Below are 11,197 nucleotides of genomic sequence, written 5' to 3' on the forward strand. Positions count from 1 at the left end.
TCATTTTATTTTTTGTCAATCTCTGCCTGTCATTCAGTAATACAAATTATTGAAAAAATATCCATCTATGCACATCGTGGTTAGACTTAGGGATACAAGGTTAATGTAATTGTAATGAATATGTGGGTCGGATTTCGCTCAGCCTTAGAGTAAAAACGTAGGTGTAAAACATTGCTCAATTTGGAAGTATACTCTAGAGGTATTTTGCTTTAAGATGAATTATGTGCAGTATAGAGAAAATCATGAATATTAGTTTTAATAGAGTATAAGGTAAAAATTTGATTAAAATACTTATATTTAGGGAGTTAAAAAAATTAAATCATGGCAGTAGAACAAACACCTACAGGAATAGTACATCAAGGAACAAAAGGAGGTACCACGGGTTGCGGCACCGATACTAAAAATGAAGCTATCCATTGGATAAATACCAGTAAAAAGGTTAGTTGCGATAAGAATGGATGTAATTAAAACAAATATAGGATCATAATGACACTAACTACCAAATCCAAGCTCTTATCTAAGAGCTTGGATTTGGTATGAATAATATAAAAGACGAAGCCTCTGGCATTACTTTATCCCTCAACTTGCACCGGGAGTTTGACCAGAGTTTAATTACTATTAATAAAGTTTTTATAGGCGGGTTTCTCTTATCCTTCAATAAAATACTACTTATCAATCAATTTGAAGGGGTAAACATTCAGCTTCCCAAAAATTATTCCCATTACTCTTCCCAGCAAGCTTTGGCTTGGCACAACAAAGAGGTTTTTTTTATTGTAATATAATAAAGGTTTTACTTTCGTTTTACCTATTCCTAGGACCTTATTCACCTTAATCCTCTTCTCATTGGTTCTTTCTCATTTATAAAGTAACTTGAGACGCTTTTAATTAAAAAGCTACTTTGAACCATAAAAATATACCGTTACCCCTATGAGAAAAATACTATTACTTTTTATGATCTTCGTTTGTACAAATTCCCTTTGGGCACAAAACGAACTTACCGAAACTGAAAAACTAGCTACCACCGCAAAAGTGTGGGGCTTTTTAAAATACTATCATCCAGTAGTTGCCGATGGGAAGTACAATTGGGATGAAGAGCTTTTTAAGATTTTACCAAAAGTAAAAAACAGTAAAAACAAAGAGCAGCTTTCTCAAGTGTATACAGAATGGATCCAACAACTGGGGGAAATAAAGATATGTAAAAAATGTTCTAAAAATAATGACCTTGCATATTTCAATAAAAACTTTGATTTAGATTGGATCACACATAGTGATGCATTGACACCCGAATTATCTAAAAAACTAAAGTTTATAGAAGCCAACCGGCATCAAGGAAAAAAAGAATATGTTTCTATAGCCCACAAAAGAGTTGGTAATATACAAATTGAAAATGAAATTGAATACAAGGATTTTGATTGGAAAAACGAAGACTTAAGGTTGCTTAGCTTATTTCGGTATTGGAATATCATCGAGTATTTTTTTCCTTATAAATACCAAACCGACACCCCTTGGAATGAAGTGCTCCACAACATGATACCGAAATTTTTGCATCCAAAAAACGAAATGGATTTTCATCTGGCGATGCTCGAATTAATTGTAAGCATTGATGACAGTCACGGAATATTTACTACTGACCAAACCAATAACTTTTTTGGTAAATATTGGGTTCCTGCAAAATTTAAGCTTATGGATGACAAGGCGCTCATCACTGGTTTTTACAATGATACTTTGGCTAAAATGGATGATTTACAAATAGGCGATGTGATTACCAAAGTGGATCATCAAAAAGTTGGAAAACTTTTTAAACAGAAAGAAAAATACATTAATGGTTCTAACCTGTCAAGAAAAAAAGCAAGTGCTTACTATTCCATATTTAATGGTTCATCTGATGCTGTTGAAATTGAATTTATAAGAGATACCACCACTTATAATACATCTATAAAGCGTTATGTATTTAAAGATTTTAATTATACATGGGAGCCACCAGCGGAAAGTTATAAAATTATCGATGCAAACATTGGCTATGTAAATATGGGCGCCTTAAAAATAAAAGAGGTCTCTGACATGATGGATCATCTACAAGATACGAAAGCCATCATCTTTGACATCAGAAATTACCCCCAAGGTACCTTATACGCCATAGCGAATTACATTACTTCAAAAAAGAGTGATTTTTATAAAGTAACGTACCCCGACCTCGATTATCCTGGGAAATTTATTTGGAGGGATGGAAACCCAGCTGGAAAAAATAAAGGGTTAACCTATAAAGGAAAAGTGATTCTATTGGTCAATGAAAAATCGCAAAGTCACGCTGAATTTACTGCAATGGGTTTACAAGTAGGAGATCACGTAACCACCATGGGGAGTCAAACTTCTGGAGCCGATGGAAATGTTACTAGGTTTAAAATGGTAGGCGGCTACAAAACGATGATTAGTGGAATTGGTATCTTTTACCCCGATGGTACAGAAACTCAAAGAAAAGGAGTGAAAATTGATATTGAAGTTACTCCTACTTTGCAAGGATTGATTGACGGGAAAGATGAAGTGCTTCAAAAAGCTATAGAATATATAAACCGATAAAGCTTGGCCTTTTAAAAGGCCTCTCCCACTTTACTGGGTTGGATTTTTTTAATAAGATTTTTACGGAGATAACCATACTAATGTGATATGTCTTAAGCTCAGGTATAAAACAAAATTGTACAATAGATAAATCTAGTTGCCCGATAATTATATCCCTTACCCTTCTCGACATACGCTGGTCCCTTACAACAAAGAGACTCTGATGGTATAAAAAGTAAATATACTTTCCTTTTCAAAGAGCTTTTAACCAGCACCTATTCTACTTCATCCTCTTTTAATTCCCTTAGAATAGATACCTAACTTAGTCTTACTCCACTATGCTCCCACTTTATAGTGGAATATTGTAGTTAGGGGGTATGAGCACTGTGGACTTAGTGTAGATTGGATAGGGCTTATCTAGGGGGTATCTATTTGTTGTATAGGTTATTAATACCTAGTGATCTGAAGTTTTTAATTCATTTTTAATTTGATTGTTAATTCCACTAACCTTAAAAATTAGCCCTCTCATAAAATTATACCCGCTAATGGGTATTCCATACCCCTTTTAATACCATTAATTTTAAGTATAATATTAAAACGCATTTCCTATGGTAACTTCTAAACTTATTTTAACAAGTAAGACTAAAATCATCCTATTCTGTTTTTCTTTGGTATTCGTAGTTTCTTCTTGTAGAGTAACACTTGTTCCCAGCTATGATGAAGAAGTAGCAGCGCAAATAGAGGATACTGCAAAACAGATCAATACATTTTATTTGCAAATGTTAGAAAATCAAAATGAAAGGGATTATGAAAATTATGTAAATGAATATATAAGTATTCAAGTAGAACTGAATTCTTTATATAATAAGAATAAAGTTAAGTCTTTAAATAAAAACTCTACTAGAATTTGTGAAATCACTTTGCAATTATGGAAAAAGTATAAAGAAGAGCACAAAAATGATGAAACGCTGAGCGATGGGATTATAAAATTAAATAGAAAAACATTTGAAGACTTACTCTACGCTATGCAAGTGGCCGAAAAAGGGAAAGAAATTAAAAACAACCCAGCAAATTAAGATTAATAACTAAAACACATAAAAAATGAATTTTGATATCAATGAAGTTTTAGCGGATATGCTCACTAAAATCAAAAACAATGTAGATGAAAACTGGGATCAAGTAAAAGACACTTCCAATCAATTCTTACAAAATAAAAAAGAACGATTAGAATTGCTCGCTGAATTAAGGATAAGCGGTGAATTAAGTGAAGAAAAGTTCCAATCAAGGTTAAAAGATGAGAAATTGGTCTTAGAAGCTGAGTTACATGCTATTGCAGTTATTTCTAAAGCTATAGCTCAGAGAGCCACTAATGGAGCTATTGAGGTACTTGAAAAGGCAGTAAGAACAGCCATTTCTACAATATTATAAATTCCAAATATTAATTGTAATCTATTATTATAAACTCTAAAAACAAAAATTATGGGAATTAAACCAGGACCAAAAAGAAAAGCGGATTCAACAGGTAAACCCGATCGACGCCAACGGGATAATAAAAGTACACCAGGGAATACACCATCACTTAAGCCGCATAAACATAAGAAGGGAGATTAGAATATAATTTCTTCAGTAATTATATAAAAAAGGCTGTCTGGAAAATTCTCATATCAGACAGCCTTTTACTTATTTTTTAGATTCCGCCACAGAAACTTTACGGAATTCTTTTAACAATTTTTCTAAAGCTAATGAAGATTTTCTCGCTCTGGTACCTGCTGCTTTATTACCACTTTCTAACTGTGCATTGGCATCGCTCTCAAAAGATTCGTAAGTGCTTTTAATGTTTTCAATCAATTCTTTCATAAGTTTGGTTTTTGAATTTTATTTAAAAAGCTAAAATATAATTTTTCTCTTTATATCCTCGGCTATTCCTATCGATTTAGTGAAGAACACGAATTTGTTTAAGGCTTTTCTTTCAGCTTTTTTACTTCCTGACGTAAACTATCTACCTGGTTACGTAGGCGATCGGACTCTTCTCTCAACTCTTTTACCTCTTCCCTTTTGGTGTTTCTTCGTTTTTGAAGACTTAAACGCTTTGCTTCCTGCTGCATACGTTCGGCCTCGCGCTGTAAACGCATAGATTTACGCTGTAAAATTAAGGCTTCCCGATTGTTCTCTTCTCCTGAAAGGATTTTTTTAATCAATTCACCCGTCTTCGTGAATTTTTGCTGTAGCTCGTTTCCTGCTTGAGTTTTATCTAATTTCATTTTTACATGACCAGAAGAAAATTCTATAGTATATACTTCATCATTTCCTGGTGAAAAGACCCAAGAAAGCCAAGAGCCTTTTTTATTGATATTCTCCTTCCCAAATGCATTGATCAAAGTTTCTTTTACCTGTTGATCATATGGAGAAGCATAACTTGCCCTAAACTTATAACTATCATCAGAATCGCTTACGGCGATAGATAAATTTTCATCTTCTTGTTCACTGTTGGCTACAGAATGTTGATAAGTGTTGCTTGTACTGGAATTCACAGATACCGAAGTAGTACTGAGAGGTGTGGGTGGCGTAGGTGGTGTTTGCTGTGCATAACAAAGCAGTCCGCACACAAATAATACGATTGATAATAAAATAGGTTTCATAATGATATAGTTTTTATAAATTAATAAATAGGTTTATTGTTCTACTTGAAAAGTGAGTCCTATACCTCGGGTACTTTCAATTTTTATTCGGGAGTCTTCTTTAAAATATTTACGTAAACGGCTTATAAAAACATCCATACTTCTGCCAGAAAAGAAATCGGCATCCCCCCATAGCTGCTGTAAAATAACTTCCCGTTTAAGTAATTTATTTTTGTTTTGATACAAAAAACCAATTAAGGCAGCCTCTTTTTCTGTTATTTTCTGAACTTTTCCCTCCCTGAGCAAACAATAATTTTGAGTATCTAAATAATAAGTCGAAATCTTAATTTTATCTTCAGTTTCAGGTTGCTTGGTATGCTGTTGGGTTCTCCTTAAGATATTTTGAATGCGTAAGACCAAGATGTCGGCATCAAAAGGTTTTACGATATAATCATCGGCGCCTAGCTTTAGTCCCTTTATTTTATCTTCTTTTAGTTTTCTAGCCGTTAAAAATATAAAGGGAACCTCGGGAGACTGCTGAATCATTTTTTCTGCTAATTGAAACCCATCTATTTCTGGCATCATCACATCTAAAACCGCGATAGAGAAAGGCATTTCTTCTTCTTTTTGTAATAGTTCTAAAGCTCTTTGGCCATTAATCGCCCAACTTACTTGGTAACCGTGTACCTCTAAATACTGCTTTAGGATACTTCCAAAATCATAATCATCTTCTACTAACAATAGATGAGCTTTTATCATAAGGCAAACGGAATTTTAATGATAAACCTACTTCCTTTTTTAATGTCACTTTTTACTTTCAATGTTCCTTGATGTGCGGTTACTATTTGCTGCGTATAATATAATCCCAAGCCAAGACCTTGATGTGTATGCAGGTTTCCTTGAGAAACCCTATAAAATTTTTCAAAGATCTGTTTTTGAGCTGCTTTGGGAATCCCTAATCCATTATCGCTAATTTCTATACAAAAATAATTTTCAATTCGCTTAGTGGAAAGCTGAATATGAATATCTCCTTCATTATACTTTATTGCATTGTCTAATAAATTAAATAATGCTGTAGTGAAATAAAATTCATCAATAAAAAGAGGTGGTGTTTCTTTTTGAAAAGAAGTAGTGAGGCTTACTCTTTCCTTAGTTTGACTTAATTTAAAATCTTCCACTACCCTATTTAAATAAGCAGATGCGTTTACGGGTTGGCGGTCTAATTGTAGATGCCCAGCCTCCAAACTACTATGCATCACTTGGTCGATAAGCTTTTGAATACGCTCATTTTGGCGGTCTATGATATGCAAAGAATTGGTAAAAGCTTCAGGATGCTTCAATATGTGTTCGTTTTTTAAACTTTTAGTGGCAATCCCTAAAGTAGCTAAAGGAGTTTTAAGCTCGTGTGTTATGTTATTGATAAAATCGGTTTTGACCGTGCTTATTTTTTTTTGTGTTATTAAGCTTTTTAGCGAGTAATAAAAAAGCCCCAGCATCACTAAAAATAGAAAGACCGATCCCACTAATAAACCAAGCATTTGATTGAGCACGATACTTTTTTCATCTACAATCTGCATCATATCTTTAAACCTTATCTCCAAATTGTAATGCTTCGTGGTAATTTTATCCTCGGTTTGATCGAGGTAGTCGTATTGAGAAAAGGTTCGGGATACACTTACTGAATTTGCTTTCTCATCAGGAAAGTCATTTCCAAACATTTTAAAGGTTTGTCCTTTTTTCTGCGGGAAAAGGGTATCATTTTCTTCACCAAAAATAACAATGCTTTCTATATTCTTTTTATAATTAACCGAATAGCCTAGTTTTTTATCTTTTAGTTCTTTCTGATAAATACGATAGTAGTCCTTATTTAAGGTATCGGCTTTTAGTTGCAACCAGTATAATATTTCTTGATTTGTACTACGATGATTTTTATAATCGGCAATCTGGTTTTTCAATTCTTCATCCCAGTTATTGATAATCGAATCCAATTCTTGGTTATAGTCAATGTTTAAGATTCGGCTTCGGGTGTCTTCTATAAACGCCTTTCTTTTTAAAGTGTAAGTGTTATAGATAAGATAGCCCTGAATACTCGATAGCGCTAAAAAAGCGGCAATAGAAATGATAATAAGCCAAGTGATCTTCAGTTTCATAATTACATCTTCTGCATTCAAAATTACTATAGTTTACCTTTTATACCGAAATATTTCTGTGCGTTAACCCATCGTTAACCTTAAAATTGAACAAAAGCCTTGTTATAAATGGTTCTTTAGGTTTTGATATGTATTCGGATCCATCCTTAAGGATTTTTATGAGTTCCATTAACCTCCCATTAACCACGGGTTAACCGTCTTTAAAGTGAAGTTGTCTCAAATTTGCTGTCATCAAAAAGCAAAAATCATGAAACAACTAAGCTTATTTTTCCTATCCCTATTTATTCACCAAGTTTTAATGGCACAATCTATAGAAGTTCACGGTGAAGTAAAAGACAATCAACAACATCCAGTGAGGAATGCAGATGTGATTTTAAGAGACGTTCAACAAAAATTGATCACCTATACAGCAACCGATTCTTTAGGGAAATTCACCTTGAAAGTACCTGTAGGAATCTATATACTTGAAGTACATCACCTCGCTTATCAAAAACTTGCAAAGCATATTCAATTAGCCGATTCTCTCAATGAACCTATAGCCTTAATTTTGTATCCTGCAGAAGAAAGCCTATCTGAAGTTATTATTTCCGCTCAAAAGCCATTATTGGAAAAAAAATTGGATCGTTTGGTGATTAATGTAGAAAATAGGTCTGCCTTTGCGGGCAATAATTCATTTGAATTGCTAAAAAATACACCTGGTATCTACACCGCTAGGGACGACCAGTTACAGATGCTGGGGAAATCTGGTGTTCGGGTTATGCTAAATGGTAGGTTACAATACTTAGCCACCAATGAAATAAGTGATTTCTTAAAAACTATTGCTGCTGATGAAATCATTACAATAGAACTTATTACCACACCGCCAGCTAATTTTGAGGCAGAAGGAAATGCAGGTTATATTAATATCATTACCAAAAAAGAAAGAAAAGAAGGATGGGAGTTAAAAACAGCACTCACTGGTTATCAAGGAAAATACTCCCGATTAATGAGCAGAACAGGGTTTCAGTACCAAGGAGAACAATTACGTACGGATATTTCTTACAGCTATGGAAAAATAAATTCTTTTGAAGCTATTAAACAATTTAACGCGTTTTCTAATAACGGAATAACACAGCGTTATCGTTCTTTTAATCAAGAACTTCGGCGCACTTATTACCATACTGTAAGAAATCAAATAGATTGGCAAGTTAACAAAAAATCTGTTTTAAGTTTTGCCTTAAGGACCATGATAAAAGAAGGAGAACGACCTGGTGAAAATAAAAATTTTCAGTTGGGAGAGGCCGGTAATATTCTTCAGAAAATACAAAGCTCAAGCCTTGAAGAACGTGCATACTTGAATTACGGTACCGATATTTTTTATGAATATACATTAGATTCCTTAAAGAAAAAAATGATGCTTAGCGGAAGTTATGCAGGCTTTAGCACTAATAACCAGCAAGGGTTTTCTAACCGTTATTTTAATGAATATGTATCCTTATTTCAAGAGCAATTGCGGAGTGATTTCAAAAATCAATCAGAAATCACGGCTTTTAAAGCGGACTTTTATTTACCATTTAAAAAAATAACTTGGGAAACCGGTTTAAAATACGCCCAAACCAAAACGGACAATAGCTTCTTGTTTGAAAATTTTGATTCCCTGCAATGGCAAATAGATCCTAATTTAAGTAACGACTTTTTGTACAGAGAGCAAAATGCAGCTGTCTATATTTCAATGCAAAAAAATATAGCTGAAAAATGGAAGCTCAAAGTAGGTCTGCGGGGAGAATATACTAGTACAGAAGGAGACTCCCCTAGCCTTAATCAACTAACCACTTATCATTACTTTAAGCTTTTCCCTACGTTTTATCTTCAATATGGGGTAAATGATCAGTATCAAATGAACCTTTCTTATGCAAGACGCATTAACCGTCCAGATTATAGTAGCCTTAATCCTTTTATTACCTATCAAAGTCCGTTGTTTTCTAATCAAGGGAATCCGTTATTAAGACCCGAGTTTACACATAGCTTAGAATGGAACCATACGCTAAAAAACAGGTATGTCATCACTCCCTTTTACAATTATACCCAAGCGTATTATTCTGAGTTTCCCTATCAAATAGAAGGAACCCAAGAAACTCGCTATACGTTTGGAAATCTTGGAAGTCATCAAAACGTTGGAGTGCAAGCTATTTTACCTTTTAAAATTAACAAGCAAATCAATTGGCAACATAGCTTATTGGGCTTATATCAACAGTATATTATTTCTTACGATTCCATTCAAGAAAAACCCGAAGGTGTTTTTTGGCGGTACCAAAGCTCCTTTACCGTTGAATTGAATAAAAATTTAAATATTGAAATCTCCGGATATTATGAAAGTAAATCTATACAAGCTTTTTATGAAGCAGATGATCGTGCCGATGTTAGTATAGGCATGAATTATTCTTTTTGGAAAGAAAAGGCTAGTTTATCATTAGGGGTTTCTGATATTTTTTATACCAACAGAGCAAAAGTTGAAATAAATTATCCTAACCAATCTTTAGGCTTTTATAGGCGTAATGATACACGATTATTTAAAATTGGCTTTAATTACAAATTTGGGAAACATAAAGTTAAAGAAAAGAAGTCTTTTGATAGCGCTAGTGAAGAAGAGCAACAAAGAGGGTAATGATTGCTCGACTTTTAACTTACATTTTTTTTATCAGATATGTAGTGAATTAGAATATTAATCTATGGGAAAATTAAAAATAAAAGCTTAAATTTATTGTTAAAGTAACTACATTTTTGTTAACTCTAACATTCAAATAGTATCCCCTTTACTATTACATCTAAAGGATACTTTTATGAAACAATTAAAATCTTTATCATCTCAAAAACACTATGGGTTTTGTTTAGTAATGACTCTTTTCGTTATATTTTTTGCTTGTAAAAATAGTGGTAAAGAGACTGAATCTGTGAATGAAGCAATGAGCCCACCAACGGATTCAACCTCTACTCAAAAAGACCCCGTTGTTAAACTTGAGGAGTATAAAATTGTACTAGCTTCTGATAAAGACAAAATTAAGAGTAATGAAAATCTTACTTTAAGTATATGGATTGGTGATAAAGGTATCTCTCCTTTTAATGAAGGAAACATCAAACAAGATTCAAATACTTTTCCTGCAAGATTGGGACAATATGCCAAAATTGAACCCTATGCCCCAGACTTCAACATCTCATCACCTGACTATGGTTGTATAAGAATAGACAAAAGTGGCTCTGTTATTCAGTATACCTTAAGTCCTAAAAAGACTAAAGGAATTTATAGAATAAGCGCTATTGTAAAACTATATGAGGGAGAAGATTGTATTGGCACTCCCGTACCTAAAACCTCTAGAACATTAACAATTACCGTAGAGCTTAATTTATGGGATCAGATCTTATTTAAGTTAGAGGAGTTAGGAAGTATATTTTGGGATAAACTGTTAAGTTTTTGGGGAGCTCTTTTAACTTTTCTATTCGGGATTGTCTTCCTATATGTTAAGCGAAAGTTCTCTAAAGATAAAAGTTGAGTTTTACTTTTACACATATTCCTGTTACGATGAAAAATGGTAGAACCAATAGAATAGTATTTTCTTGAGAAATTACAGACACACTATCCTCCAGCTCTAAACTAGCACTTCTCGAGGGGTTTTAGCTGAGCGATAACAAGGGTGAAATGGTATCGAGAAGTCGTTTAATTTATAGTTTTAAGTAAGTAGAATTCTTTCAGTTCAACTTCGAATTCAAGTTTAAAATCATCAATCACTCCTCATAACCCCTATTCCCTATCTTCTAATTTACATTGTCATTTCGACGAAAGGAGAAATCTTTTCAACTTTAAGGATCACCTCTTTTTTTCCATTGCCGAAAAGAAGC

11 protein-coding genes are annotated in these 11,197 nt (G+C 33.5%); 7 read left to right on the top strand and 4 right to left on the bottom strand.

All coding sequences use genetic code 11. The annotated features are described in order from the left end of the window. Nucleotides 1–321 precede the first annotated feature (321 nt). The 5 genes from FT986_RS15910 (at nt 322) to FT986_RS07875 (ending at nt 3,984) form a co-directional block, all read left to right on the top strand. Nucleotides 322–468, top strand: coding sequence for a hypothetical protein (locus FT986_RS15910; RefSeq protein WP_187248590.1), 147 nt, complete (start codon nt 322–324; stop codon nt 466–468). Between the two features lie 68 nt (nt 469–536). Further along, nucleotides 537–782, top strand: a complete 246-nt coding sequence (locus FT986_RS07860) for a hypothetical protein (protein ID WP_147864607.1) — start codon at nt 537–539, stop codon at nt 780–782. A 145-nt stretch (nt 783–927) separates the two neighbouring features. Then, nucleotides 928–2,577 carry a S41 family peptidase gene (locus tag FT986_RS07865; protein WP_147864608.1) on the top strand — a complete coding sequence of 550 codons (1,650 nt, stop codon included), beginning with the start codon at nt 928–930 and terminating at the stop codon, nt 2,575–2,577. A gap of 587 nt (nt 2,578–3,164) precedes the next feature. After that, complete coding sequence (locus tag FT986_RS07870; protein ID WP_147864609.1) at nt 3,165–3,632, top strand: hypothetical protein; 468 nt, start codon at nt 3,165–3,167, stop codon at nt 3,630–3,632. Between the two features lie 25 nt (nt 3,633–3,657). Continuing rightward, the gene (locus tag FT986_RS07875; RefSeq protein ID WP_147864610.1) at nt 3,658–3,984 is read left to right on the top strand and encodes a hypothetical protein; all 327 of its coding nucleotides are present in this window, start codon (nt 3,658–3,660) and stop codon (nt 3,982–3,984) included. A gap of 252 nt (nt 3,985–4,236) precedes the next feature. Here FT986_RS07875 and FT986_RS07880 read toward each other — a convergent pair whose 3' ends face one another. From FT986_RS07880 to FT986_RS07895, 4 genes are all read right to left on the bottom strand, one after another. Continuing rightward, nucleotides 4,237–4,413, bottom strand: coding sequence for a histone H1 (locus tag FT986_RS07880; protein ID WP_111540384.1), 177 nt, complete (start codon nt 4,411–4,413; stop codon nt 4,237–4,239). A 98-nt stretch (nt 4,414–4,511) separates the two neighbouring features. Then, nucleotides 4,512–5,195, bottom strand: coding sequence for a hypothetical protein (locus tag FT986_RS07885; protein WP_147864611.1), 684 nt, complete (start codon nt 5,193–5,195; stop codon nt 4,512–4,514). 33 nt (nt 5,196–5,228) lie between these two features. Continuing rightward, the gene (locus FT986_RS07890) at nt 5,229–5,933 is read right to left on the bottom strand and encodes a response regulator transcription factor (protein ID WP_147864612.1); all 705 of its coding nucleotides are present in this window, start codon (nt 5,931–5,933) and stop codon (nt 5,229–5,231) included. Beyond that, nucleotides 5,930–7,324 carry a sensor histidine kinase KdpD gene (locus FT986_RS07895; RefSeq protein ID WP_187248591.1) on the bottom strand — a complete coding sequence of 465 codons (1,395 nt, stop codon included), beginning with the start codon at nt 7,322–7,324 and terminating at the stop codon, nt 5,930–5,932. The genes FT986_RS07890 and FT986_RS07895 overlap by 4 nt, the downstream gene beginning before the upstream one ends. Before the next feature lie 247 nt (nt 7,325–7,571). Here FT986_RS07895 and FT986_RS07900 point away from each other — a divergent pair, with 247 nt between their 5' ends. Continuing rightward, nucleotides 7,572–9,968 (top strand): outer membrane beta-barrel family protein, encoded by a 2,397-nt coding sequence (locus tag FT986_RS07900; RefSeq protein WP_147864614.1) that lies wholly within the window; start codon nt 7,572–7,574, stop codon nt 9,966–9,968. 175 nt (nt 9,969–10,143) lie between these two features. Beyond that, nucleotides 10,144–10,851 (top strand): hypothetical protein, encoded by a 708-nt coding sequence (locus tag FT986_RS07905; protein ID WP_147864615.1) that lies wholly within the window; start codon nt 10,144–10,146, stop codon nt 10,849–10,851. Nucleotides 10,852–11,197 lie beyond the last annotated feature (346 nt).

The organism is Mesonia sp. K4-1 (assembly GCF_008017825.1).
In the GTDB taxonomy this organism is placed as follows: domain Bacteria; phylum Bacteroidota; class Bacteroidia; order Flavobacteriales; family Flavobacteriaceae; genus Mesonia.

What these genes read in the sequence shown, in the direction of transcription:
- FT986_RS15910 (WP_187248590.1), top strand. Translation starts at nt 322, where the DNA reads ATGGCAGTAGAACAAACACCTACAGGAATAGTACATCAAGGAACAAAA.
- FT986_RS07860 (WP_147864607.1), top strand. Translation starts at nt 537, where the DNA reads ATGAATAATATAAAAGACGAAGCCTCTGGCATTACTTTATCCCTCAAC.
- FT986_RS07865 (WP_147864608.1), top strand. Translation starts at nt 928, where the DNA reads ATGAGAAAAATACTATTACTTTTTATGATCTTCGTTTGTACAAATTCC.
- FT986_RS07870 (WP_147864609.1), top strand. Translation starts at nt 3,165, where the DNA reads ATGGTAACTTCTAAACTTATTTTAACAAGTAAGACTAAAATCATCCTA.
- FT986_RS07875 (WP_147864610.1), top strand. Translation starts at nt 3,658, where the DNA reads ATGAATTTTGATATCAATGAAGTTTTAGCGGATATGCTCACTAAAATC.
- FT986_RS07880 (WP_111540384.1), bottom strand. Translation starts at nt 4,413, where the DNA reads ATGAAAGAATTGATTGAAAACATTAAAAGCACTTACGAATCTTTTGAG.
- FT986_RS07885 (WP_147864611.1), bottom strand. Translation starts at nt 5,195, where the DNA reads ATGAAACCTATTTTATTATCAATCGTATTATTTGTGTGCGGACTGCTT.
- FT986_RS07890 (WP_147864612.1), bottom strand. Translation starts at nt 5,933, where the DNA reads ATGATAAAAGCTCATCTATTGTTAGTAGAAGATGATTATGATTTTGGA.
- FT986_RS07895 (WP_187248591.1), bottom strand. Translation starts at nt 7,324, where the DNA reads ATGAAACTGAAGATCACTTGGCTTATTATCATTTCTATTGCCGCTTTT.
- FT986_RS07900 (WP_147864614.1), top strand. Translation starts at nt 7,572, where the DNA reads ATGAAACAACTAAGCTTATTTTTCCTATCCCTATTTATTCACCAAGTT.
- FT986_RS07905 (WP_147864615.1), top strand. Translation starts at nt 10,144, where the DNA reads ATGAAACAATTAAAATCTTTATCATCTCAAAAACACTATGGGTTTTGT.